The sequence below is a fragment of the Tepidibacillus sp. LV47 genome, from assembly GCF_048381575.1.
GTDB lineage: Bacteria > Bacillota > Bacilli > Tepidibacillales > Tepidibacillaceae > Tepidibacillus.
The window spans coordinates 97,018-121,047 of record NZ_JBLWIF010000008.1 but is presented as its reverse complement, the minus strand read 5'-3'; the positions used below and the strand labels follow the sequence as shown (position 1 = coordinate 121,047).

25 protein-coding genes are annotated in these 24,030 nt (G+C 36.9%); 14 read left to right on the top strand and 11 right to left on the bottom strand.

Going from position 1 to position 24,030, the window contains the following annotated elements; genetic code table 11:
- Positions 1-198: 198 nt before the first annotated feature.
- Positions 199-840 carry a sulfite exporter TauE/SafE family protein gene (locus ACMW72_RS10040; RefSeq protein ID WP_418368701.1) on the bottom strand — a complete coding sequence of 214 codons (642 nt, stop codon included), beginning with the start codon at positions 838-840 and terminating at the stop codon, positions 199-201.
- 230 nt (positions 841-1,070) lie between these two features.
- Positions 1,071-2,033 (bottom strand): magnesium transporter CorA family protein, encoded by a 963-nt coding sequence (locus ACMW72_RS10035; protein ID WP_418368700.1) that lies wholly within the window; start codon positions 2,031-2,033, stop codon positions 1,071-1,073.
- 342 nt (positions 2,034-2,375) lie between these two features.
- Between ACMW72_RS10035 and ACMW72_RS10030 the strand changes: the two genes are divergently transcribed.
- From ACMW72_RS10030 to ACMW72_RS10010, 5 genes are all read left to right on the top strand, one after another.
- Entirely contained in the window at positions 2,376-3,020 is a 645-nt protein-coding gene (locus ACMW72_RS10030) for a GntR family transcriptional regulator (RefSeq protein WP_418368699.1), read from the top strand.
- An 18-nt stretch (positions 3,021-3,038) separates the two neighbouring features.
- A complete protein-coding gene (locus ACMW72_RS10025; RefSeq protein ID WP_418368698.1) occupies positions 3,039-3,728 on the top strand; it encodes a DUF2848 domain-containing protein in 690 nt (229 codons plus the stop codon).
- 2 nt (positions 3,729-3,730) lie between these two features.
- On the top strand, positions 3,731-4,522 hold the full coding sequence (locus ACMW72_RS10020) for a carbon-nitrogen family hydrolase (RefSeq protein ID WP_418368697.1): 792 nt from the start codon (positions 3,731-3,733) through the stop codon (positions 4,520-4,522).
- A gap of 24 nt (positions 4,523-4,546) precedes the next feature.
- A complete protein-coding gene (locus tag ACMW72_RS10015; protein WP_418368696.1) occupies positions 4,547-5,776 on the top strand; it encodes an NRAMP family divalent metal transporter in 1,230 nt (409 codons plus the stop codon).
- Between the two features lie 206 nt (positions 5,777-5,982).
- On the top strand, positions 5,983-6,759 hold the full coding sequence (locus tag ACMW72_RS10010; RefSeq protein WP_418368695.1) for a putative hydro-lyase: 777 nt from the start codon (positions 5,983-5,985) through the stop codon (positions 6,757-6,759).
- 284 nt (positions 6,760-7,043) lie between these two features.
- On the opposite strand, the gene ACMW72_RS10005 is transcribed toward ACMW72_RS10010, so the two are convergent.
- From ACMW72_RS10005 to ACMW72_RS09985, 5 genes are all read right to left on the bottom strand, one after another.
- Positions 7,044-7,715: a GNAT family N-acetyltransferase gene (locus ACMW72_RS10005; RefSeq protein WP_418368694.1), complete on the bottom strand. Its 672-nt coding sequence runs from the start codon at positions 7,713-7,715 to the stop codon at positions 7,044-7,046.
- Positions 7,716-7,731: 16 nt separating this feature from the next.
- Positions 7,732-8,406, bottom strand: coding sequence for a GNAT family N-acetyltransferase (locus ACMW72_RS10000; protein WP_418368693.1), 675 nt, complete (start codon positions 8,404-8,406; stop codon positions 7,732-7,734).
- Positions 8,407-8,430: 24 nt separating this feature from the next.
- A complete protein-coding gene (locus tag ACMW72_RS09995; protein ID WP_418368692.1) occupies positions 8,431-9,288 on the bottom strand; it encodes a carbon-nitrogen hydrolase family protein in 858 nt (285 codons plus the stop codon).
- 416 nt (positions 9,289-9,704) lie between these two features.
- On the bottom strand, positions 9,705-10,070 hold the full coding sequence (locus ACMW72_RS09990; protein ID WP_418368691.1) for a winged helix-turn-helix transcriptional regulator: 366 nt from the start codon (positions 10,068-10,070) through the stop codon (positions 9,705-9,707).
- Positions 10,071-10,293: 223 nt separating this feature from the next.
- Complete coding sequence (locus ACMW72_RS09985; RefSeq protein WP_418368690.1) at positions 10,294-10,692, bottom strand: Mov34/MPN/PAD-1 family protein; 399 nt, start codon at positions 10,690-10,692, stop codon at positions 10,294-10,296.
- A 154-nt stretch (positions 10,693-10,846) separates the two neighbouring features.
- Here ACMW72_RS09985 and ACMW72_RS09980 point away from each other — a divergent pair, with 154 nt between their 5' ends.
- The gene (locus ACMW72_RS09980) at positions 10,847-12,313 is read left to right on the top strand and encodes a bifunctional metallophosphatase/5'-nucleotidase (RefSeq protein WP_418368689.1); all 1,467 of its coding nucleotides are present in this window, start codon (positions 10,847-10,849) and stop codon (positions 12,311-12,313) included.
- A gap of 116 nt (positions 12,314-12,429) precedes the next feature.
- On the opposite strand, the gene ACMW72_RS09975 is transcribed toward ACMW72_RS09980, so the two are convergent.
- Positions 12,430-12,906 (bottom strand): QueT transporter family protein, encoded by a 477-nt coding sequence (locus ACMW72_RS09975; protein WP_418368688.1) that lies wholly within the window; start codon positions 12,904-12,906, stop codon positions 12,430-12,432.
- 112 nt (positions 12,907-13,018) lie between these two features.
- Positions 13,019-13,243 carry a hypothetical protein gene (locus ACMW72_RS09970; RefSeq protein WP_418368687.1) on the bottom strand — a complete coding sequence of 75 codons (225 nt, stop codon included), beginning with the start codon at positions 13,241-13,243 and terminating at the stop codon, positions 13,019-13,021.
- A 207-nt stretch (positions 13,244-13,450) separates the two neighbouring features.
- Between ACMW72_RS09970 and ACMW72_RS09965 the strand changes: the two genes are divergently transcribed.
- Both ACMW72_RS09965 and ACMW72_RS09960 read left to right on the top strand, forming a co-directional pair.
- Positions 13,451-13,711, top strand: coding sequence for a DUF6154 family protein (locus ACMW72_RS09965; RefSeq protein WP_418368686.1), 261 nt, complete (start codon positions 13,451-13,453; stop codon positions 13,709-13,711).
- Positions 13,712-13,809: 98 nt separating this feature from the next.
- A complete protein-coding gene (locus tag ACMW72_RS09960) occupies positions 13,810-14,979 on the top strand; it encodes a DUF5667 domain-containing protein (RefSeq protein WP_418368685.1) in 1,170 nt (389 codons plus the stop codon).
- A gap of 74 nt (positions 14,980-15,053) precedes the next feature.
- On the opposite strand, the gene thyX is transcribed toward ACMW72_RS09960, so the two are convergent.
- Entirely contained in the window at positions 15,054-15,845 is a 792-nt protein-coding gene (thyX, locus tag ACMW72_RS09955) for an FAD-dependent thymidylate synthase (RefSeq protein ID WP_418368704.1), read from the bottom strand.
- 153 nt (positions 15,846-15,998) lie between these two features.
- Here thyX and yunB point away from each other — a divergent pair, with 153 nt between their 5' ends.
- The 3 genes from yunB (at position 15,999) to glsA (ending at position 19,665) form a co-directional block, all read left to right on the top strand.
- On the top strand, positions 15,999-16,757 hold the full coding sequence (gene yunB / locus ACMW72_RS09950; protein WP_418368684.1) for a sporulation protein YunB: 759 nt from the start codon (positions 15,999-16,001) through the stop codon (positions 16,755-16,757).
- Positions 16,758-16,917: 160 nt separating this feature from the next.
- A complete protein-coding gene (argS, locus tag ACMW72_RS09945) occupies positions 16,918-18,609 on the top strand; it encodes an arginine--tRNA ligase (protein WP_418368683.1) in 1,692 nt (563 codons plus the stop codon).
- A 123-nt stretch (positions 18,610-18,732) separates the two neighbouring features.
- Positions 18,733-19,665 (top strand): glutaminase A, encoded by a 933-nt coding sequence (glsA, locus tag ACMW72_RS09940; RefSeq protein WP_418368682.1) that lies wholly within the window; start codon positions 18,733-18,735, stop codon positions 19,663-19,665.
- Positions 19,666-19,707: 42 nt separating this feature from the next.
- Here the strand turns inward: glsA and ACMW72_RS09935 are convergent, their stop codons facing one another.
- The gene (locus ACMW72_RS09935) at positions 19,708-19,863 is read right to left on the bottom strand and encodes a hypothetical protein (RefSeq protein WP_418368681.1); all 156 of its coding nucleotides are present in this window, start codon (positions 19,861-19,863) and stop codon (positions 19,708-19,710) included.
- A gap of 122 nt (positions 19,864-19,985) precedes the next feature.
- Here ACMW72_RS09935 and ACMW72_RS09930 point away from each other — a divergent pair, with 122 nt between their 5' ends.
- The 3 genes from ACMW72_RS09930 to ACMW72_RS09920 all read left to right on the top strand — a co-directional run bounded on the left by ACMW72_RS09930 (position 19,986) and on the right by ACMW72_RS09920 (position 24,011).
- Entirely contained in the window at positions 19,986-22,058 is a 2,073-nt protein-coding gene (locus ACMW72_RS09930) for a carbon starvation CstA family protein (RefSeq protein WP_418368680.1), read from the top strand.
- Position 22,059: 1 nt separating this feature from the next.
- Positions 22,060-22,263, top strand: coding sequence for a YbdD/YjiX family protein (locus ACMW72_RS09925; RefSeq protein ID WP_418368679.1), 204 nt, complete (start codon positions 22,060-22,062; stop codon positions 22,261-22,263).
- Between the two features lie 446 nt (positions 22,264-22,709).
- Entirely contained in the window at positions 22,710-24,011 is a 1,302-nt protein-coding gene (locus tag ACMW72_RS09920; RefSeq protein ID WP_418368678.1) for an ABC transporter substrate-binding protein, read from the top strand.
- Positions 24,012-24,030: the final 19 nt, after the last annotated feature.

Below are 24,030 nucleotides of genomic sequence, written 5' to 3'. Positions count from 1 at the left end.
GAGGTGTTATTTTCTCATAAAAAGAGTAAAAATAATCAAGTTCGAGATGGAAGGTGCCATTGGTTAATATAGGGGCAAAATATACAATAGACGATCCCTCCAATTGGAAGGATCGTTTTTTTCATTGTGTTTTTTGCTCAATATAAAGTGGAAACTTTCACGAAAAGGCTTTAATAATTGTTATAAACCCAGTGATCATCAACAAGATAAATGCAGCGTACCGATTACCGTAACAATGCTATTGATTGCTGAATATTGAAGCACTTCAATTCCAATTAAACCATTTAACGCAAATGTTAGAATAGCAATTATGTTGGTAATAATCGAATAGGCATTTATATTAGCCCGAAACTTATCCTTTTCATATCCTTCGTTTGCTAAGAATAGAACAATTGGCGGACCGCTCATGGAGATGCTGCCATTTAACACACCGCTAACAAATCCTGTAATACTGTGGGATAGTCTTTTATTCTTAAAGAAAACCTTGTATCCCTTAAACATGGCAAAAGAAGTGATAATCAATAGAAGACCAATCAAGATTTTCAAAATCTGAAGGTTGACTGCATTTAAGATGTAAACCCCAAAAGGTATACCTATAATTCCCGTAACAATGAGAAGCCAAATCTCTTTTATAGCAAGATGCTTTCTGCCTGAAATGATAACCAATGTATTAATGACTAAACTTAAGATAACGGAGATGGGGACGATCGCTCTTAATGGTAGAAACAAAGAGAGAAGGGGGACAATGATTAAAGCGAATGCAAAACCAGTTGCTCCTTGTACGGAACTGGCAAAGAAGATAATGATTGCTGAAAAGGAAATGGATTGAATGGTAAACATAATTATTCCTTCTTTTCATATAGACGAATCAAAGCCAATAATTCTTATAATCCTTAATATAAGAATTTATTGTTCTTGGTTTTTTTTATTTATAATTTCACTATAATCCTTTGTGATTCCTTTTGCTAGATCAATTTAATATTATTTAAGAAATATTAGGAATGTACACTTTGGATATAATCATGAGCACATGGTGTAACCCAGTGCACCTTTTTGTTTTTAGTTGGTTGTTATTTTTGCTTTCCCCACCAACCTTCTTTTTTAAAATAGAGTGCAATCCCAATACCGATGCCAAACATTAAAATCAATGCGTAGGCATAACCATATTTCCATTCTAACTCGGGCATGTATTTAAAGTTCATCCCATAGACACCGGCAAGAAATGTCATTGGAATGAAGATAACACTAACCAGAGTTAACATCTTTATAATGGCATTTGTGTGATCTGATTTCAGTGAGATTTGCAGGTTAAAAATCCCGGATAAGTTTTCCTTAAAGGTATCAAAGGCACTTACAACCCGTTCATAACGGTTACTTAAATCCTGAAAATAAAAACCAGCCTCTTTATTGGTAAAAGGGAAATCAGGACGGCCAATGGTTTGAATCACACTGCCTTGATATTCAACGACTTGGCGAAGTTGATGCAACCTAATTTTCCAACGATAAATACTTTTACTAATTCTATTTTCAAATGGGGTAATGAAAACTTCTTTTTCTAATTCTAATATTTCGTTCGCAATTTTATCAACGATCCTCAAATAATCGGTAGAAATCTTATCAATTAGATGATAGAGAATTTTTCCTGGATGAGACATGTACTCAGGGTGTTCTTTAAATCGTTTCACAAGGTCAATGAATAACCCTTCACTGTGTTCATCTTCAATAGTGATCACATAATTTCTTCCCATTAAGATATTGACCTTCACAAACGTGTAATCCTCTTGGATGGCAAAAATAGATATGACTGCCTCATTCTCAAATACATCGACCATGGGCAATTCACTAAACTGTTGCATTTTTTCTTTTGCTAATGGATTAGTTTCTAGTTCCTCTATAAAGTGATTTTGTTCTTTTTGGGTATAATTTCGGTCAATTCGTGCCCAAATTACTTCGTCTGTTGCAGGTGGTGATAACTTATCATTTATATCAAGCGTATTTTGAACCGTATTATAACGTAACATAAGCTTGAACAAACCCTTTCACCATAGTATATCTATAGTTTTCCTTTTTCTTCTAAAATTAAACAAATTCTCCGTTTTTGGTGATAATTAATATCTCCAATACCTCCAAAACTTTTATAAGTTTTTGGAGGCATTTTTTATCCAACGAATACCGATTACTATAAAGTTCCTATGGTATACCAAAAGCAATTATCATATTGAATTCATTTTTCATTAAAGAAATATTATTCAAAAATTATTGATAATTCAATTAAATCGGCATATAATTCAAATAAAGATTCTGGCATACCAGATACCATATACCATATAACTTTAACCATGTTGAGGGAAAGGGGGTAACAGAAAGGAGAACAAATGGCATTTTCTAAAATCAAACAACCAAAATCTTTTACGCAAATTGCATATATGGAGATTAAAAACGCAATTATTAATCACAGCATTACACCAGGCCAAACGTTATATGAAAGAGATTTAAGTGAAAAGCTTGGGATCAGTAGAACTCCGGTGAGGGAGGCCATACAACAATTGGAAATAGAGGGATGGGTGAAGTCGATCCCAAGAAAAGGAATCTATGTGAACGATATATCCATCAAGGATGTAGAAGAAGTTTTTCAGCTACGAAAGGCAAATGAAGTGCTGGTTATGGAATTAGTCATTTCAAGGATTACAGATGAGGAAATAAATATTTTAGAGGAAATGTTCACTTCACAAAGTAAAATAACTGATGTTAAATCATTTATTTTATTCGATACCAATTTTCACGTATATTTGGCCGAATTAAGTGGAAATCAGAGATTGGTGCAATTAATGAAATCCTTAAGTGATCAAATCCACTGGTTTGGGATTCAAGCACTTCACCAATCAGGGAGGACAAATGAGGCATTAAAGGAACATGCCCAAATCATTGAAACGATTAAAAATAAAGATTTGGAACGTGCTAGAATAGCAATTCATGAGCATATTGAAAAGACAAGAGCGGCCATACTTTCAAGTCTATGATATAAGGGGTAAGAGAAAATGAAAAATTATCTTACGTTAACAATACAAGGGGAAAATAAGTTATTGACTGTAGAAGTGAAGAATATTTTTAATGCGGGGTATGCGGGTCGAAATCAGGCATTAGTACAAGAACATATTGATGAGCTAGCAAAGATAGGAGTTCCTGCACCTTCAACGACTCCAACACTTTATCCAATATCCAATTATTTAGCAACAACCAGTGATGTTTTGCAAGTTCAACATGGTGAAACTTCAGGTGAAATCGAATATGTTCTTATATGGGCTGACGGAGAAGTGTATGTGACAGTTGGTAGTGATCATACCGATCGCAACCTTGAGAATTATAGCGTTCCAAAATCGAAACAAGCATATCCTAATGTGATTGCACCTGAAGTATGGAAGGTTGATGATGTGAAGGATCATTGGGATGAGTTAGAGTTAGAATGTTGGGTGATAAAAGACGGCAAAAAGGATTTATATCAAAAAGCAAAATTCACAGCGTTACTTGCACCAGATGCATGGTCTGAAACGTTTGATCGGTTTAAGGTAGCAAAAGACGGGAATATTTTCTTTTCCGCTACGGTAAACACCGTAGGTAATATGTTAGTTTTCGGAGATCAGTATGAAATTGAATTAAGGGATCCCGTACTTAATAGATCCATAAAACATGCGTATAATGTTGAGGTATTACAAAAGGGGATTGAATAGTAATGGATAAAATAAAAGTTTCTGCAATCCAAATGGATATTCAATTTGGCCAATCTGAGGTAAACAGACAACGGTTATTAGATAAGATGCAAGAGGTTCTAAAGCAACAGCAATCCAATGTCGTAATAGCTCCTGAAATGTGGAATTTGGGATATGATCTTGAAAATGCTTTCAAAAATGGAGATCGGGATGGCGAAATGGTTAAATCCTCATTCACGGCAATTGCTAAGCAATATGGTTCCTATATCATCCCTGGTTCAGTGGCGAGTGTGAGGAATAATAAGGTCTTTAATACTTCTTATGTCATTGATAATCATGGTGATGTACGAGGCTACTATGATAAAATTCATCTATTTCGACTCATGAATGAAGAAAAGTATCTTGAACCCGGTAACAAACGTTTCACTTTTGATTTATATGACCATAAAGCCGGAATCGTCATTTGTTATGATATTCGTTTTCCAGAGTTAATACGTTCGATGGCACTAGATGGGATGGAAGTATTATTTGTCCCAGCAGAATGGCCACATCCTCGCTTATATCATTGGAGAAGTCTTCTTATTGCTCGAGCAATTGAGAACCAAATGTTTGTGGTTGCAACGAATCGTGTGGGAAGTGACCCAAATAATACTTTCTTTGGCCATTCGATGATAATTGATCCATGGGGAGAGGTGATTGTTGAAGGTACAGAAGGGGAAGAAATTATTACGGCAGAACTTGATTTGTCCATTGTTCCAGAGATAAGGAACAGAATTCCCGTATTTAAAGACCGTAAAGAAGAACTTTATTTTTAGTCAAAGAAAAGAAGGAGGATTAAGATGAGTGATACCCCTTTAATGCCAAATTCATCGGTTACAAATAAACGGAATTTGAGTGTGGTAATAGGTGCCATCTTTATCATGGCTACGTCGGCTATTGGACCCGGCTTCTTAACACAGACGACCGTCTTTACTGAAAAATTCTTAGCGAATTTTGCGTTTGCCATCTTAGCTTCGATTATTATCGATATTGGTGCCCAAGTAAATATTTGGAGAATTATTGCGGTTTCCAGAAAACGGGGGCAAGATATTGCGAATAGCGTTTTTCCTGGATTAGGAAGTTTAATCGCTATGTTAATTGTTATTGGTGGTTTGGCTTTTAATATCGGGAATGTGGCAGGAGCTGGTTTGGGATTAAATGTAATTCTAGGAGTGAGTCCAACAGCAGGAGCGATTATCTCTGCGATTTTTGCGGTGATTGTTTTTAGCTTTAAGGAAGCAGGAAAAGTAATGGATAAAATTGCTCAAATTCTCGGAGCTGTTATGATCCTGATGGTTGGCTATGTCATGATTAGCTCCCATCCACCTGTGGGTGATGCACTTGTAAAAAGCATCCTTCCTGATGATTATAGCGTTTTATTCCTGCCGATGATTACATTGATTGGAGGAACAGTAGGGGGATATATTACCTTTGCCGGTGGGCACCGTTTATTAGATGCAGGAATTACGGGAGAGGAAAATCTACCCTATGTGAACAAGGCTTCTACTTATGGAATTTTAGTTACAGGCCTTATGCGGGTTTTTCTATTCTTAGCTGTTCTTGGAGTCGTGGCAGCAGGTAATAAATTAGACCCTTCTAATCCACCTGCATCTGTCTTTCAAATTGCATTAGGGGATATGGGTTATAAATTCTTTGGTATCGTTCTTTGGTCAGCAGCAATCACTTCGGTTATCGGTGCAGCATATACTAGCGTTTCATTTTTACGTTCCTTCCATACGTTTTTTGAAAAATATAATAATTACATCATTATGGCCTTCATTATTTTCTCTACACTTGTATTTGCACTTGTTGGTAAGCCGGTGAAAATTCTAGTGATCGTTGGTTCTTTAAATGGATTGATCTTACCTTTAACATTAGGGTCAATCTTATTAGCATCTAGAAATAAAAAGATTGTCGGTGAAACTTATCGCCATCCAACATGGATGATCGTCTTCGGTATTGTAGCGGTATTGGTAACGACTTATGCAGGTTGGGTTTCCCTTCAAGGAATTGCTGATCTATGGAAGTAGAAAGTTGAAATAAACGAGGATAGCAAAAATGTCATCCCTAAATGCTTTATTATAAAGAAATCTTTTTGTTTGATATGTTCATGTAGGGAAAGGGAATTAAAAATCAATACTTCTTTGTATTGTTTATATTAAAAATTTAAACTATTATAAAAATTGTAATACACAAAAATATTACATACCAATTATTTAAAAGATGGGGTGATGAGATGGAAAATGTTCAACAATTAAGAATGAAAATTAGAGCTAATGAATTTACGAAACCTACGACAGGTTATGGGATGGATCGATTACAAGCAAACGTAGTCATTCTACCGAAAAAATATGCTTACGATTTTCTTTTATTTTGTATCAGAAATCCCAAGCCTTGTCCAATATTAGAGGTTACGGATGCCGGTTCACCTTATATAAAAAAATATTCAGATGATATAATTGATATAAGAACTGATGTTCCTAAATACCGAGTATTTAAAAATGGTGAACTCGTTGATGAACCATTTGATATAAAGGATATTTGGCAAGATGATTTTGTAACTTTTCTTCTAGGATGCAGTTTCACTTTTGAAAATGAATTAATAAATAATGGAATACCCGTAAAACACATCAACCAAGGGAAAAACGTGGCGATGTATATTACGAATATTGAGACTGAACCAGCAGGATCTTTTAGGGGAAAACAGGTTGTAAGTATGAGACCATTTCATTATTCTTTAATCCCTCGTGTTGTCGAAATTACTTCTAGATTTCCTAGTGCACATGGTTCCCCTATTCATATAGGAGATCCTACCCAAATCGGTATCAAAGACATCCATTCACCAGACTTTGGTGATCCCATTGACATCGCAGAAGATGAAGTACCTGTGTTTTGGGCATGTGGTGTTACGCCTCAAGTCGCTCTATTAAATAGCAAACCAGACATCACGATTACTCATGCCCCAGGGCATATGCTCATTACGGATTATCCAACGGCCAAACTTGCTAGATAAATTAAACATAGATTACCTGACAACAAATGTTTGTTGAATTTCCCCAGTTACAATGAAAGTAAAAAGCGGTATGTAAATATGAAAAGTGTGCGTTAATTGAACAAGTATTTGTCATTTGTTCGGCTAATGGGGATAGAAAAAAATGGGTTTCAGACATTCGTCTGAAACCCATTTTGTCAACAGTTTGAGTTTTTTCCATGGCATAGGAAAAATCGACTTTTTAGTCTTATCTTGTTTCTTTCTAAGAGCCTGAAAAACAGGATTTATAAAAAATAGTGAGTCACTTAAATATCTAAAAGCAATATCGTATCCTTGGCCTCCAGATTTTCAATCATTTCATACCAAGATTTTGGTTTATTCGATAAGACAGAATAATAACGTTTCAAAAACTTCACAACAAGATCTGCTGGAAGTTCATTTACGTTATCATCCATCGGAAGGAAACAAAGGTCGAGTCCTGTTACAGCCTCTCCATCATTGTTCCAAGATGGATGGACATAAGGGAAGTCAAGTCGCTTATACCCAAGATGAGATAATACTTCACGGCGAACATATGGATCCATAGGCTTAATTCCGCCAAATTCATAATGTTCTACTCGATAAGGATCATAAATTTCAGCAAACATACCAAATAACTGCTTTCCGTTTGCTGATGCCCAAGCGTTCAAATCCTCTAATCTCTTTTGCGCTAAAAATCGCCCGATCCCAAGTCCTGCTTGGCCGATGATCGTGAAATCTGTCATTGCGACATTTAAATCTTCATAATAGCGATACTCTGTCGCACCTACGACATTCCCTTCATGAACAGCAACACACACACGAATTCCCGGATCTTCAAGAGGCTCTTTCCAAAGATCGAATTCTAATACCTCTTCAGGAGGAAATACATCCTGCATCAATTGGTGCATTTTTTTAAATAAAGGGTCTTCAATACTCGTAATTCTGCGATATTCCATTTCATCATTCTCCTTGTTAAGATTTTGATCGATAAAAAGGATTTTTCCATTCCATCAGTGCTGCATAATTACAAGATTCTTCATCCTCTAAATAGTTAGCCACCACTTTAACAGGAGTGCGGCCGCAGCGAAGCAGGAAGGTAATAACAGGATCCTTCAATTCTCCTTTTACGACAGCTTCGAGGTATTGTTCCGCCGTCATCTCCTCAGCTTTTTTATGATAGCCAGGCATTCTACCTCCGCCTAGCAGACGTTCCAATCCCAATTGAACGACGACTTCGTACATGGATAGCATCAGCCATTTTCCCAGCCCTAATTTGCGATAAGCAGGGCGCACACCAATATCAACGACATAAAGCGTATTTCCGTTTGGATTATGGTTACGAATATATCCATTATCTGTGATCTCTTCCCATGTATGTTCCGGATGGTTTGGGTCAAAGTCAACAATTAATCCTGTCATTGATCCCGCAATTTCACCATCAACCTCCACACATAAGGCACCCTCTGGAAAGAGCGTAACATGGTTTTTCAATTGTTCCGTGTTCCACCATAATTCAGACGGGAATGGTGGAGGAAAACTTTCCTGCTGGATGCGGATTAAGCCGGGAAAGTCCTTTTCTTCATAATTTCGAATCACCGCTGGAACAGGTCGGTCTTGGTCAAAGACGTAAAATTCCTTTCGATACATCATTCTCCCTCCTTGTAGAGCAGCTTATTTCCAATCCGGATAGAGATCTGTGCGTCGATCACGCCATGTGGTAACCGATCCGCTTTCACGAACTTGGTATAATAGTTCTAAATCAAGATCAGCGGTTACAACCATATCATGATTGATTTCCCCTTCGACTAAGATGCCGCGTGGAGGAAATGGAATATCGTTCGGTGTAATCACCGCCGCTTGCCCAAAATTCGCTCGCATAAAATCAACCGTAGGAAGGGAACCTACCGTACCAGTGGTAACGACATAGACTTGATTTTCGATTGCCCTCGCATGGCTGGTGTAACGGACACGATGAAATCCGTGACGATCATCGGTGCAAGAAGGAGAGAAAATGACATCCGCACCTTTCGCCTTTGCTATTCGAACGATTTCTGGAAATTCGATGTCATAGCAAGTCAACATCGCAATGGTTCCCTTGTCGGTCTCGAACACCTGCAGGCCATCGCCAGGAGACATGTTCCATTCCTTTACTTCCGTCGGAGTGATATGAAGCTTTGGCTGTTCGGCAACTCTTCCGTCTGGATAGAATAAATGAGCAACGTTGTATAATCGTCCGCCTTTACGGATGACATGGGTTCCTCCAATAATATGCATCTTTGTTTGCTTAGCCAAATTAATAAATAAAGACCGATATTGTTCAGTGAAGTTAGGCAGATCTTGAATCGTCAAAGGCTGTCCTTGTTCATTGCCAATGGACATGAGTTGGGTTGTGAAAAATTCTGGGAATAAAATAAAATCTGCATCAAATTCTTGAGCTGTTTTCACATAATGCTCGACTTGATTAGAAAATTCTTCAAAAGAATTTATAGTATGGAGATGATATTGAACGGCTGAAACTCTTAGTTTCATGGTCTTCTCCTCTCTTATCATCAATCTAGAAAAATTCTCCCTATTCATGTTATTGATAGGTGATATGGATATTATAAGACACATCATCAACTTTACCAAGTACACACTTTCGTGTTACATAGTGTGGAAAAGTATACTAAAAGGATAAGACGCACTGACATACTTCGTAAGTTCCGCTTTTGGGGCAGTGTGGACGCATGATGGCCATACTGTCCTCGCATCCAAACAGTCATCAACGTACATACACAAAAACCAACGGACAGCGGATCTTTCATAAAGATTGTTGTCCGTTGGTTTTTAGCATCCAATAAAACTTATTGTTTTTTTCTATGAAATTTTGCCTGCCAGTAAAAGTACATAATAATTAAGGAGTGCAAGCAGGAAGTTTTCGAAGCTTTAACGGAGGAAGTGTTTTTCTATTTGGCGGTCTCATTGATTTTTACTTGACCCCTTACGACAGTCTCCATATAGTTTTTGCCCCATTCATACATAGCATCAAGAATTGGCATCAGACTTTTTCCATGCTCGGTCAGTGAATATTCCACTTTTGGTGGAACAACAGGATAGACTTCGCGATGAACAATTTGATCTTCCTCCAACTCTCGCAACTGGTTAACAAGCATTCTTTGGGTGATCCCCGGCATGAGAGCTTTTAGTTCACTAAACCGCTTCTTTTCTCCTTTTCCTAGATGCCATAAAATAAGCATTTTCCATTTACCGCCAATAACAGCGAGTGTTAATTCTTTTTCGCAGTTATACGTCTTACCACAAACATGTCCCATCGTTTCACCCCCTATGTTGATTATAACCTAATAGTATACTCTTTGTAACTTTATGATAAAAAAGCACATACTGTCAAATAAATATTATACATATATCAGCGGTACCTCGATCATCACCGGCATTCCTAAAGGAGAAAATAAAATTGGTTATAGTAGTAATAATTAAAGAACCGTATTTCGTTTCCGATTACTTTATCACATATGGTAAAGATGTATTGTCTTTCTATAAGATTCTATAGGGGATTTCCCTTACCTTTTCTTTTACAATGGTATAGGCTTTTAGCTGGTTTTCTAAACAAGAATAAATCCAATAGCTTAATTTAGGGTAAAACCAATTTTGAATATCGATGAAAGAAGGATAGGCTTTTGACGTTGGATGAGAATGGATTACACCGATCCATTCTTTTTTTACGCCTTCAATTTGATATAACGCTTGGATAAACGCACTTGGTTCAAATTCAAATTCATGGCCAGGGTTTAAGCTCTGGTTAGGAATGGGAATAAATTCATTGATATGTTGATCATCTAAACTAGATACAAGAATCCCACAAGACTCATTTGGATACTGCTCTTGTGCGTATTGAATAAAATGATCGATCACAGATTGAAAAATGATAATCATTACGATGCTCCTTAAAGAAAAGTCATCCATTTTGTGTTAAAATCAACAAAGATAAGTTTGTTTATTGAACCATCACCTTTGTTTTACCTTATTACTGTTTATATCATCAATAGGGTGGATGGGCAATTTCTCAAGTATATAAGGAGTTGGGATGATGGCTGGGCGAATCCATATCATTCATATGAATGACCTTCATAGTCGATTTGAACATATGCCCAAAATTGCAACCTATGTGAAACAAGTCAAAGAAATGGCAAGCAAAAAACATGAACCGGTTATCGTGGTTGATCTTGGTGATCATATGGATCGAATGCATTATGAAACAGAAGGTACCTATGGCAAAGTTAACGTTGAGATCCTGAACGAAACAGGGGTTCAGTTTGCAACAATCGGGAATAACGAAGGGTTGACCTTTACAAAAGAAATGTTAGCCAATGCATACCGTAATCGTAAATTTAAGATCTTAACTTGTAATCTAAGAGATCTGCATACGGGTCAACTTCCTGAGTGGGCACTTCCATATACCATAGAGAAAATTGGTGATTTAACAATAGGATGGATTGGCGCCACAGCTCCTTATGAAACGTTTTATCGCTTACAAGAATGGAAAGTAGAAGATCCTTTACCCATCATTCAAGAGATTGTAAATGGGATAAAATCAAAGGTGGATATAATCATCTTACTTTCCCACTTAGGGATTAAAGCTGATGAACAGATTGCCGAAATGATTCCTGATATTCATCTCATCTTAGGAGGGCATACCCATCGTTTTTTTGAAAAAGGATTATGGAAGGGAGATTCGACATTAATTTGTCAGGTTGGTATTTTTGGTCAAACAATTGGTCATGTCATCATAGAATATCAAAACGATGATGCAAATAAGAGGATCAAAATGAAAGAACAAACAATCCCTATTCATGAATTCCCTGATGATCCTAACATTTTAGCTTTACTTGAGAAAAACCGAAAAACGGCTCTAAAAGAATTAGAACATACCATTGCCATCTTAGATCGCCCCCTTCCCATTTCTCTAGAAAGGGAATCGCCTTTAGCAAACCTTTTAGCTGATGGTGTCAAAAGATGGGTTAACGCCGAAATTGGAATTGTAAATACAGGTCAACTTTTAGCTGGTCTAGAGCCAGGTAAGGTGACAAAGAAAAAAATTCATGAAATCTGTCCTTCACCCATTAATGCCTGTAAAATAACGTTAACCGGCAAGCAAATCAAGATTCTCTTGGAGGAAGCATTATTACCTGAGAAAATCCATTACCCGTTAAAGGGCTATGGTTTTAGGGGGAAGGAATTAGGAACGCTCGCAATTTCAGGTCTTTTGGTTGAGTATGATCTAATGAAACAAGATTATCAGAAAGTCTTAAATATCACCTTTCACGGAGAGAAAATCATAGAGGATAAGGAATACACAATTGGCACTCTTGATATGTTTACCTTTGGCGGAGGGTATACTACAATTAAAGAATCGATTGAGAATGAGAAAGAAGTTCAATATTTTCTGCCTGAATTTATTCGCGACATTCTTGCATTGCAGTTGCAAAATCAAGCTTGGATTGACCAAACCTTTGAACAAAGATGGATAAACGTGTCCAATTTGAGGAATGGCTAACCGGCTGAGTCTGGAGGAAATGGATAGCCGCTAAATACCGAGCGGTATGTACAAATGAAGTAAGAGGACGGGGATTCGTCATCCCCATCCTACTTGTTTCCAATCCTGTTTCTGTTTTAATCTATCTTAAATAGATGTTTACGTTTTTCCAATGCAAATAATAATGGCATACCAAGTAAATAAGTTACCCCTAATTCCCCTAATCCTACCCAAAGCATCGCAATTGGAATTAATGAGACTTTGCCTTCAAGAAGACCAATCTCAGTTCCGATAATCACAGCATTAACAAGAATGGCCGGGATAGGAACAAGCCATTTATTTTTAATCCGATACGTCCATACCGCTGCGATCAATGTTGCGATCGAGCCAACAATGACATCCACCATTCCTAACGAACTGAAAAAATTAGCGATGACGACCCCGATTGTTAAACCAGGAATTGCAAGGGGAGTGAAATAAGGTAGGATCGTTAAGGCTTCGGAGACTCGAAACTGAATCATGCCGTAAGATAAGGGGGCAACTGCTAAAGTTAAAGCGGCATAAAGAGCAGCAATGACAGCAATGACTGCCATGGAGCGTATAGTTAGTCTCATTTTTTCTCCTCCCAATTTTTTTTATACAGGGGTGTTGGCACCCTGTAACTCAATATCATAGTCCATATTTGATAAAAATACAATGATTTTCAAGGAATTGCCCCCCAACTATTTACTCATTTGTTGTGAATGTACCTACCACTTCCCTGCTTTCATAAAATTTTAAATGATTTTTGTAAACGATAAGATTGTTGCTTTTTAAAAATTGATCAAATTCTTCATTTGACATCGTTGCAACATAATTGTTGTTTTCTTGACTAAATTGGCTTTTGCCAAAGTCTAATGCATCAAAATATAAGCTATTCATATATTCGTTTTCGATACGTACAGTAATCATTGATTAGCACCTCCATCATTTAGAGTAAAGACTTTTTGCATTTTTATACTAACACCGTACAGACAGATTTCGGATGTTTTTTGTTTTGAAAAACGCTATAATATAACTAATTCTGAAATGGATGTATATCTTTGATTCGGTGTTTGATCCTAAAAAAGAAAGTGTTAGTGGCCTTCATCAGGTTTGTCAGAAAAGGGAGTGTACATGATGAAATTTGTGAATGAGCTTTATCAAATGTATCGAAATCACTTAACAGGAGACGAAGAGGACGCTGTTGTCCTTGTTTTGCATATATTACAAGAACATTCGAAAGAGGATATTCTGAAGGTGATTCATGAAATGGAAGAAGACGAAGTGATACAAATGTTTGCAATGTATTTGATTGAATCCCTCAAATTTAAAATGGCTCAAGAAGGAGTAGGGAATCAAGGTTTCAAACCTCAACAACCACCAAACCGCTACCATTGAAAAAATGGTAGTTTTTTTTTATCAGGTACCCCCACAACTTTCTTTCAATCTTTCGAAAGATATAGCAGAAAAAAACAATTCAAGGAGGAAGAATAAATATGAAGAAGCAAATTGTAAGTATGGTTTTAGCATCTGCTTTAATTTTTTCAGGGGTATCTCAGGTATTTGCTGAGACACCTGGGACACAAACAACAGTGGAATCCAACACGGACACACAAGTAACAACGGATTCAACGACAACACCAACACAATCAACAACAACAGACTCAACAACTGTAAACACCACAGATACGGCTCTTCAAGTAGATGCAGGGCTGACACCTGAAGATTTTACATACTTCTTAGATAAGTTGTTCGAGAACATTCAATTAACATTCACATTTGACCCTGAAGCAAAAGCACAAATTTATGCTGAGATCTCAGCAGAACGCTTAGCGGAGTTAAAAGCATTAAATCCCGAAACTCAAAGTAAATTTGTAAATGAATTATTAGCTTCCTATGAAGAAGCTTTAGCAAAGGCCGGAGAACAAATAGAGGAGGCAAAAGCAGAAGGTACTGAAATTGCAGAAGAAACGATAAATGTGATGGATCAAGTGGCAGCTGAAGGGGAAGCAACTGTAGACGAAGTTAAAGATCAACTAGAGGATGAGCAGAAGGAAGCCTTAGAAGAAACGATCAACAATGTAAAAATCACAGCTGCCGTTGTTCGCAATATTGATCCAGAGGTTGTTAAATCTCTTCGTGATCAAGGTATTGGATATGGAAAGATTGCTTTAACAGTCTCTATTTCTAATCTTTCGGGGAAATCGGTAGAAGAAGTTGCTGAGCTATTAAAGAAAAACGGAATTGGTAAAGTAGCCAAGGAATTAGGCATCCATCCCGGTAAACTAAAAGATGCAAAGTTGACGATTAACATTGAAAATAATAATAATGAAGATAAAAATACAACCGACTCAAATATAGAAGAAGCAAACGCAGAAAATCAAACAAATGAAACGGTTCAAACCCCAGATGATCATCAAGATAATCAAGAACAATCTGTTACACAAGCAATAAGTGCAAAAACTCCTGTAAAAGAAAAAGTTGTAAATCTTATCAAACGCGAAGTCAAAACTGAAGTAAAAGGGAAGGCACAAGAAAAAGCAGAAGTTAAAGTAGAAGAAAAGAAAAATGATAAAAAAGAAGAAGTAAAACAAAAGATAGAGGAAAAAGTGAAAGAGAAAAATGAAAAAAAAGAACTTGATGATGAAAATAGAGAAAATGATTAATCTCTCTAAAACAGAATACACCTCGCTAAAAATCCTCTCCTAAATATGGAGAGGATTTTTTAATATCATCTTAGTTACAACTTTACTTCCACTGGTACTTGACTCCGTTTCAACTTCTTCTCATAAGCCACGGCACGCCTTGTTACTGGATCTAATTCGATCAAGCCACAAGTTTTCACTTCATGACACCCTTGTTTCATGAAACAAGGCATATTTAAATCCCCAAATAATCGAGGGGCTTTTTCGACCAATTGATCTACAATGGAACGGTATAATAAACGGATTTCTTCTTGAGCGCGTAAACATAAGCGTTTCATTGCATGATGTCGCCAACTCACCGCATTTCGTGAATCCACATACATTGTTGCAATTCCTAATGGCAATAAAGCTCTTGCTCTCTCATTTTCCATGATTTCTTCATCGGTATAATGGCCATACAATTCAAAAGCTTTTTCGTGATGATAAATCCATTGATCCAATTCTTTTTCTCTGCCAGGTTTCTTTAGTTCTGGTGGGATATAATATTCGAATCCGCCATCTTTTAAGCGAACATAACGAAGGCTACGTTCGTCAAAAGATGCGTGTCTTGCACGCATATCTTGTCTCGCAACGAAAATAGGAACCTTTTTTACAAAGGTAAACAAATTATGTTCTAATACGGTATTGTGTCCACTATCACGACAATGATTGACAATCCCTAACCGTGGTTCACTTTCATAACAAAGAGAACCTGCTTCGGCTGCAAACCGATCAGCATCTTCTGTCCATTGGACTAATTTCGCAGAATTAAGAGGCAGCGCTTTTGCTAATTCAACTAATGTGGGGTATTCTTTACCTTGATATGTAAAATCGATTGCCAATTCCATCACCTTCCTATCCTTCTCATTTTAGCAAAGACTTTAAAGGTTGGGTATAAAAAAACTTTCTGGTGCGGTAAAAAAGAATCAGGTTTTTTTATCCAAGTGTTCAGATGTCGTTCCAGATCGAATATGTATGTTAAAAGAGAGGAGGATGGGAAAATGCCTCGCTTTAGAAAACGTTGGGGAAAAAGAAGATTCAATTTTCGCTTCGAGAAGAAACAGATTCTTTTTTTCTCCATCATTGTCTTTTTGGGGTTGTTCATTCAAACTTTTTTTTATATAGAACACCAACTTCGACCGATTCTGATGCAAATTGCTCAAGCAAGAGTGAAACAAATCGCCAATGATGCAGTGAATGATGCCATTTCAAAAAAAATTGCCCAAAACACCAATTTTAAAGATTTAATCCAATTTGAAACCGATAACCATGGGAAAATACGAGCTGCCCTATTTAATTATGGCGAATTTGCTCGCATTGTTGGGGAAACGACGGCGCGTGTGGAAGACACGTTAAAAAATCTTGATAAAATTATTGAACCAATTAAATTAGGCGCAGCTTTTAATAACGAAATTTTAGCTGACATAGGGCCTTCGATACCGATTACGATCATTCCGATCGGTCATGCAGAGGTAACACCAAAAACGACCTATCAAAATGCAGGAATTAACGTAGTGGTCATGACAGTGATTATTGAGATAAAAGCTGAAGTGGAAGTTGTAATCCCCTTTTCGCAAGCGCCTTATACGATTACGACTCAAGTCCCGATTGCGCAAACGCAAATTTTTGGCGATGTTCCACAATTTTATTATGATAATAGCGGCAATTATATTGGTACAGATCCAAACAAAGCGCAAAACGTTCCGCCAATTCAAGTCATACCGGAAACGCCAACGATTCCAGATACGAAACCTAATTAAAAGAGGAAAAAGTGAAAAGATGAAAAAGTGAGAAAATGGAATACCTTACTTGATTTATTGCTGCAAGGTTGTATATAATAATCGGGAATATGGGTGAATTAATAAAGATAGCCTCTCTTCTCTTTGAGCTGAGAGGTTTTATATATTGAAAGGTTGGTCAATGATGAAACAATATGTGGCTAAAGTTTTGAGTCAACATGTTAACTTAAGTGAAGAAGAAATACTTAACGTTCTAGAAACTCCACCTAGTCGTGATATGGGGGATGTGGCTTTTCCTTGTTTCACTTTAGCAAAAACATTTCGAAAAGCACCACAAATGATCGCTGAAGAATTAGCGAATAAAATAGAAGATCCAATGATACAAGCAAAGGCCATTGGACCTTATTTGAATTTCCATTATGATCGGAAAAAGTACGCTGTGAATTTAATCGAAGAAATCTTAAACAAAAAAGATACATATGGAAAAAGTGATTTGGGAAAAGGGAAAACAGTTGTTGTAGAATACTCATCACCAAATATTGCAAAACCTTTTAGTCTTCCTCACTTACGTTCAACAATGATTGGGAATTCACTTGCTCATATTCATGAATTTTTAGGATATAAGGTTGTTCGCATTAATCATTTAGGTGATTGGGGAACACAATTTGGGAAATTGATCGTGGCTTACAATAAGTGGGGAAATGATGAAGTGATTCGCCAAAATCCAATTGAAGAACTGGTCAAAATCTATGTGAAATTCCATGAAGAGGCAGAAACCCACCCTGAATTAGAAGATGAAGCAAGACTTTGGTTTAAAAAGTTAGAAAATGGAGATGAGGAAGCGACTCGTTTATGGAAATGGTTTGTCGACGAGAGTTTGAAAGAATTTGAAAAAATTTATCAACTTCTTGGAGTGCATTTTGATCATTTCTTAGGTGAAAGCTTCTATTCAGATAAGATGGATCGTGTGATCAATGAGTTACAAGAAAAAGGTTTGCTTGTCGAAAGTGAAGGAGCACTAATTGTTGATTTATCTGAAGAGAATATGCCACCTGTCATTATAAAAAAGAAAGATGGATCCTCCATTTATGCAACTCGTGACTTAGCAGCTGCAATCTATCGCAAGGATGCGTTTGACTTTGACAAGATGTTGTATGTAGTAGGTAATGAACAATCCCTTCATTTCCAACAAGTCTTTACAACATTGAAAAAGATGGGATATACTTGGGCAGACGATTTAGTTCATGTACCGTTTGGATTGATGTTATTTGAAAATAAAAAGATGTCCACTCGTAAAGGGACTATCGTTCTACTAGAAGAAGTGTTACAAAAAAGCATTGAAATGGCTGATCAAATTATTGGAGAGAAAAACCCTGCTCTGCCAAACCGAGAAGAGATTGCAAAAGCCGTTGGTGTTGGTGCTGTGATCTTTAATGATCTCAAACATAACCGAATGAATGAAGTTAATTTCTCTTGGAAAGAGGCGCTCAATTTTGATGGAGAGACAGGGCCATATGTCCAATATACCAATGCGAGAACGCAAAGCCTTTTACAAAAATCTGATTTTAACGAGGAAGAGCTAACTGATCTAGCAGGTGAATTTTTGCAAGGTGAAGCGGCTTGGGATTTAGTTCTTCTTTTAAGCCAATTTCCTGATATTTTAATTAAAGCGGCCGATCGTGCCGAACCATCCATTGTGGCTCGATACTTGTTAGATGTAAGTGCCCAATTTAATCGTTTCTACCATCAAGAAAGAATTATCACAGAAGATAAAGAAGAGCAAAAAGCCAAAGTTGGCTTAGCGCTCGCCACATCTTATACCCTCCAAAACGGGCTGCAATTATTAGGATTAAAAGCACCTGAAAAAATCTAAGGTTGAGAGGTTTCCTCTCAACCTTTTGTATTTATAAAACATTTATAAATTTTATTATGCATATGCAAATGGTCAATTAGGAAAGTTAGATATTGTAAAGGAAGATACTCATTTGTTGCAAAAATGGAAGGGCGGAGTAAATTGCAAAACCAACTACAACAACTGGTAGAAAAGAATAGGAGATGGACGAGTAAAGGGAAAGTCGCTACATACATCCCTGAACTAGGAAAGGCCGATCCATCTATTCTCGGTATTTCTGTAATGGATATGCATGGGAACCTTTATTCGGCAGGAGATTATAAGCAAAAGTTCACCCTGCAAAGTATAACAAAAGTAATCACCCTTATGCTTGCTATAATGGAGAGAGGTATGGAAGTGGTTTTTGAACATGTTGGAATGGAACCAACTGGAGATCCTTTTAATTCCATCGTAAAATTAGAAACGACTTCTCCATCTAAGCCGTTAAATCCAATGATTAATGCAGGAGCCATTGCCGTCGTTTCTTTGCTAGAGGGAACACCCGATGAAAGAGTGGAGAGGATCCTACGTTTAATCCGGCAAATGACTGGGAACCCGAATATCACTTATAATGGTCGTGTTTACCATTCGGAACATCAAACAGGGGATTTAAATCGGGCTCTAGCTTTTTTTTTGCGAAATCATGGGGTTATTCATGGAAGTGTTGAGGAGCATTTAGAGGTTTATTTTAAACAAAGCTCCATTGAAATGACAACGGAAGACGTCGCAAGAATGGGGCTAGTGATCGCCAATGAAGGCAAAGATATCATGGGGAAAGAGATTATTCCTTCTTCTGTTGTTAAAATTGCGAAGGCGTTTATGGTGACGTGCGGGATGTACAATGCTTCAGGGGAATTCGCGATTCGAGTGGGCATTCCATCTAAAAGCGGGGTTGGCGGCGGAATCTTATCAGTTGTTCCTGGAAAGTATGGTATTGGAGTGATTGGCCCAGCTCTTGATGATAAGGGGAATAGTATTGCAGGAATCAAGCTGTTAGAGGATTTGTCGAGCATCTATCATTTGACCATTTTTAATTGAAATGAAAAGACGGGAACCTTTATTCAAGGGTCCCGCTTTTTTTCATCCCCGCAGCTCCTTTTCGGTATCCGAGTTTGGTTTATCAATTTGGTCGTCTTTTTTTAATGTGAACATAGATCCAAGGGAGACGATCGGAGCCATCAAGATATCCCATCTTGTTGTTTTATTTTTTTCTTGATTTTGGGATTGTTGTTCCATTTTCTTCACCTCATTTTTACCATTCCCTACTTTTAAAAGACTTAACGAGGTAATTATTGTATAGGTTAACTTTTATAAGGGGAATATTATAAAGAGCTTAATCACATAAAGAGGTGATAGGAATGAAAAAGACAGTTCGTTATCTGATTTGGGCTATTGTAATTGCTTTAGCCACCTATTCTCTTGTGGTAATTGCAATCAATCGCAAAGAACATATTAATGCATTATGGATATTGACGGCTGCCCTTGGTTCTTACTTTATCGCGTATCGTTTCTATGCAAGATTTCTTGCGTATAAAGTTGTCGGCTTAGATAATGGAAGGGCAACACCCGCTGAAGTACATAATGATGGAAAGGATTTTGTACCGACAAATAAATATGTGCTTTATGGTCATCACTTTGCTGCGATTGCAGGAGCAGGCCCGCTTGTTGGACCAACCTTAGCAGCACAGATGGGTTATTTGCCAGGTGCACTCTGGATTATCGCAGGGGTCATTATTGCTGGTGCAGTTCAGGATTTTATTGTTTTATTCATTTCTATGAGACGTGATGGCAAATCATTAGGGGAAATAGCCAAGGAAGAGATTGGTCCATTTGGCGGTTTTATTGCGCTTATTGGTGTTCTATCTATTATGATCATTCTAATTGCCGTACTGGCGCTTGTTGTCGTCAATGCCCTGAAAGGAAGTCCTTGGGGCACCTTTACGATTGCTATGACGATTCCTATTGGACTTTTGTTAGGTTTTTATATGAGATATATTCGGCCTGGAAAAGTAATGGAGGCATCGATAATCGGATTTGCTTTGCTGATAATCAGTCTTTGGGGCGGTAAATATGTTGCGGTTTCTCCTTTTTGGGGTCCAATCTTTACGTTAGATGGTACCTCTCTAGCCATTTGGACCATCATCTATGGTTTTATTGCATCAGTCCTTCCTGTATGGATGTTGCTTGCTCCAAGAGATTATTTGAGTACGTTTTTAAAGATTGGTACGATTTCCGCATTAGCAATTGGGATCTTTCTTGTTTTACCAGATATTCAAATGCCAGCATTTACGAAGTTCATTAATGGAACAGGACCTGTTTTCTCCGGAAACTTATTCCCGTTCTTATTTATTACAATAGCCTGTGGTGCTGTTTCTGGTTTTCATGCTTTGATCTCCTCGGGAACAACGCCAAAACTCATTGCAAAAGAAAAACAAGCGACATTTATTGCCTATGGTGGAATGTTGACAGAATCATTTGTTGCTATCATGGCATTAATTGCGGCAACCATTTTAACACCAGGCGTTTATTTTGCGATCAATAGCCCACCGGCAGTGATTGGCACTGAATTTAATCAAGCTGCACAAACTATTACTTCATGGGGATTCCCTGTGACAGGAGAAGAATTAAGTACGCTTTCCAAGGATGTGGATGAGGAAACGATTCTTTCGCGGACAGGAGGCGCTCCCTCATTAGCGGTAGGAATGGCACACATCTTTACACGGTTAATTGGTGGAAAAGAATTAATGGCTTTTTGGTACCATTTTGCCATTCTATTTGAAGCTGTTTTCATACTGACGACAGTGGATGCAGGGACAAGGGTTGCGCGTTTTATGCTTCAAGATCTTTTGTCCCATATATATAAACCATTAGGAAGAACAGATAATACCTTTGCTTCAGTGTTTAGTAGTGCAATTATTGTGGGAGTATGGGGATACTTCTTATATACAGGTGTAACTGATCCATTAGGTGGAATTAATACCCTATGGCCATTATTTGGTATATCCAACCAAATGCTTGCAGCCATTGCTCTCACTGTAGGTACAACAGTATTATTTAAAATGGGGAAATCACGGTATACATGGACGACAATTGTACCATTGAGCTGGCTCATCGTCGTTACAATGAGCGCTGGATGGCAAAAGATCTTCTCTGATAATCCAAAAGTTGGATTTTTAGCTCATGCGAATTTTATTCGTGGTTTTTTGGAGAAGGGACAATTGGCACCTGGAGTAAAGAGTGTTAATGCGATGAATCAGATTATTTTTAATGATCGTCTTGATGCTGCAATAACTGGGCTATTTATGATCATGGTTATTGCCATCTTAGCAGATGCGATTCGCGTATGGTATGGAGTGCTATCAAAAACTAAAGAGTATCCATTACGGGAAAGTGAATATATTCCTTCAAAATTAGGTGAAGAAGGGGTATAAGATGAACTTGCGTTTTCCAGTTCATATAAAATGGAAGAAGATGGTTAGTGCATTTCATACCATTGTAGGTGGTCCGAATTATGCTGCCTATTTAGAACATTTCAAGACCCATCATCCAGACGAGGTTCCATTGACAGAAAAAGAATTTTATGAGCAGCGACTAAAGGATCGTTATGAAGGTGGTAAAATTAATCGATGTTGCTAAAAAAGTAAAAAAACCCACTTCTTATTAACAAGGAGTGGGATTTTTTTGCCATACTTTATATTTAATGAATTTTATCGAATAAAAAATGACATATTTAATGAATTTCATCGAGTAAAAATAAAAAGACGATAATTTTTTTCGGTTATATTTTATTTAGTGAATGAATTTTTTAAATATTTAAAACATATTTATGATTTAGGTAAATATAAGATTATTCTTCTTTTAATTTTTGGACTATCACCTTGTCGATTTTTGTAACAATGTATGCAAACGTTTGTCTTTATAAATAAGTTTATTGACAATGTAAGATAGTTGAGAGAAAAGTATAAATTGTTGCAAAAAAAGATTGCTATATAAAAAAATGGGCGATATAATGAAAATGAAAGCGCAAACGTTTTCATTATAAAATGATTTGAAACTAAAAAAATATAGGGGGGAATCATAAAATGAAAACGAAAAAATTCCTTTTAACAATGCTTTCTCTTTTTCTGTTGCTAAGCACTGTATTGTTTGGGTGTTCTTCATCCAGTACTTCAGAAAGTAAAGGCTCAGAAAAACAAGTTACTCTTGATATTTTCCAGTTCAAGGTAGAATTTAAAGATCAATTTGAACAAGTGGCGAAACAGTACGAAAACCAAAATCCAGGAGTAAAAATTAATATTACGACAGTTGGTGGTGGTGAAGACTACGGTGTAGCACTTAAATCTAAGTTTGCGTCAGGTGAAGAACCAGCGATTTTTAACGTAGGCGGACCACAAGATGTTGCTGATTGGGAAGCCAAGCTAGCTGACTTGTCTGATACAAAAGCTGCAGCACAAGCACTTGAAGGTACACTCGATGGTGTTAAGAAAAACGGTCAAATTTTAGGTTTACCATATAACCAAGAAGGTTATGGACTAATCTATAACAAGAAAATATTTGCAAAAGCAGGTATTAATCCTGAAAACATTAAAACATATTCCGACTTAGAAAATGCAGTGAAAAAGCTAGATGCTAACAAATCGTCTTTAGGTATTGACGCTGTATTTGCTTTCCCGGCAAAAGAAACATGGGTAACTGGACTACATTTATCTAACGTATTTTTGGCTCCTGAATTCAATTCCAATGTTGTTAATGCATTTAATGCAAAGACAGTTGAATTCAAATATGGAAATGCAATGAAAAAATTAGTTGATCTTCAAAATAAGTATTCTGTTCAACCAACAGTAAGTTTAGACTACTCAAAACAAGTTGAAGAGTTATTCTCAACTGGTAAAGTAGCAATGATTCAACAAGGTAACTGGGTATATAATTCAATAGCAGATATTGATCCTGAATTAGCTGAAAAAAATATTGGTCTTTTACCAATACCGGTTGAAGGATTTAAAGAAGATTCGATTCCAGTTGGCGTACCAATGTATTGGGCAGTAAATAAAAATAAAGATCAAAAAGTAGTAGCAGAAGCAAAGAAATTCTTAGATTGGTTATATACTTCTGATGAAGGTAAAGATATTGTTTTGAACAAGTTTAAATTTATTCCAGCATACAAAGGCTATGATTCATCAAAAATTTCAGATCCACTTTCAAAAGAAATTTATAACTATGCACAAAATGGAAAAACAATTGGTTGGGTATTTATGGGTTATCCAACAGGTTGGGGTATGGATAAATTAGGTGTGAACATTCAAAAATATGTAAGTAACAAAATGACTTGGGATCAATTAATTGCAGATTCCAAAAAAGCTTGGGAAGAAGCAAGAAATAAGTAATACCGGTTTTAGCAAAATG

Bases quoted from the DNA above. Each gene is read 5' to 3' on its own strand.
- ACMW72_RS09960 (WP_418368685.1), top strand. From the start codon at position 13,810: ATGAAGAAGCAAATTGTAAGTATGGTTTTAGCATCTGCTTTAATTTTT.
- ACMW72_RS09920 (WP_418368678.1), top strand. From the start codon at position 22,710: ATGAAAACGAAAAAATTCCTTTTAACAATGCTTTCTCTTTTTCTGTTG.
- ACMW72_RS10020 (WP_418368697.1), top strand. From the start codon at position 3,731: ATGGATAAAATAAAAGTTTCTGCAATCCAAATGGATATTCAATTTGGC.
- ACMW72_RS09970 (WP_418368687.1), bottom strand. From the start codon at position 13,243: ATGATTACTGTACGTATCGAAAACGAATATATGAATAGCTTATATTTT.
- ACMW72_RS09975 (WP_418368688.1), bottom strand. From the start codon at position 12,906: ATGAGACTAACTATACGCTCCATGGCAGTCATTGCTGTCATTGCTGCT.
- ACMW72_RS10005 (WP_418368694.1), bottom strand. From the start codon at position 7,715: ATGGAATATCGCAGAATTACGAGTATTGAAGACCCTTTATTTAAAAAA.
- yunB (WP_418368684.1), top strand. From the start codon at position 15,999: ATGCCTCGCTTTAGAAAACGTTGGGGAAAAAGAAGATTCAATTTTCGC.
- ACMW72_RS09930 (WP_418368680.1), top strand. From the start codon at position 19,986: ATGAAAAAGACAGTTCGTTATCTGATTTGGGCTATTGTAATTGCTTTA.
- ACMW72_RS09925 (WP_418368679.1), top strand. From the start codon at position 22,060: ATGAACTTGCGTTTTCCAGTTCATATAAAATGGAAGAAGATGGTTAGT.
- ACMW72_RS10015 (WP_418368696.1), top strand. From the start codon at position 4,547: ATGAGTGATACCCCTTTAATGCCAAATTCATCGGTTACAAATAAACGG.
- ACMW72_RS09935 (WP_418368681.1), bottom strand. From the start codon at position 19,863: ATGGAACAACAATCCCAAAATCAAGAAAAAAATAAAACAACAAGATGG.
- ACMW72_RS10000 (WP_418368693.1), bottom strand. From the start codon at position 8,406: ATGTATCGAAAGGAATTTTACGTCTTTGACCAAGACCGACCTGTTCCA.
- thyX (WP_418368704.1), bottom strand. From the start codon at position 15,845: ATGGAATTGGCAATCGATTTTACATATCAAGGTAAAGAATACCCCACA.
- ACMW72_RS10040 (WP_418368701.1), bottom strand. From the start codon at position 840: ATGTTTACCATTCAATCCATTTCCTTTTCAGCAATCATTATCTTCTTT.
- ACMW72_RS10025 (WP_418368698.1), top strand. From the start codon at position 3,039: ATGAAAAATTATCTTACGTTAACAATACAAGGGGAAAATAAGTTATTG.
- ACMW72_RS09995 (WP_418368692.1), bottom strand. From the start codon at position 9,288: ATGAAACTAAGAGTTTCAGCCGTTCAATATCATCTCCATACTATAAAT.
- glsA (WP_418368682.1), top strand. From the start codon at position 18,733: ATGGAAGGGCGGAGTAAATTGCAAAACCAACTACAACAACTGGTAGAA.
- ACMW72_RS09980 (WP_418368689.1), top strand. From the start codon at position 10,847: ATGGCTGGGCGAATCCATATCATTCATATGAATGACCTTCATAGTCGA.
- ACMW72_RS09990 (WP_418368691.1), bottom strand. From the start codon at position 10,070: ATGGGACATGTTTGTGGTAAGACGTATAACTGCGAAAAAGAATTAACA.
- ACMW72_RS10030 (WP_418368699.1), top strand. From the start codon at position 2,376: ATGGCATTTTCTAAAATCAAACAACCAAAATCTTTTACGCAAATTGCA.
- ACMW72_RS09985 (WP_418368690.1), bottom strand. From the start codon at position 10,692: ATGATTATCATTTTTCAATCTGTGATCGATCATTTTATTCAATACGCA.
- argS (WP_418368683.1), top strand. From the start codon at position 16,918: ATGATGAAACAATATGTGGCTAAAGTTTTGAGTCAACATGTTAACTTA.
- ACMW72_RS09965 (WP_418368686.1), top strand. From the start codon at position 13,451: ATGAAATTTGTGAATGAGCTTTATCAAATGTATCGAAATCACTTAACA.
- ACMW72_RS10010 (WP_418368695.1), top strand. From the start codon at position 5,983: ATGGAAAATGTTCAACAATTAAGAATGAAAATTAGAGCTAATGAATTT.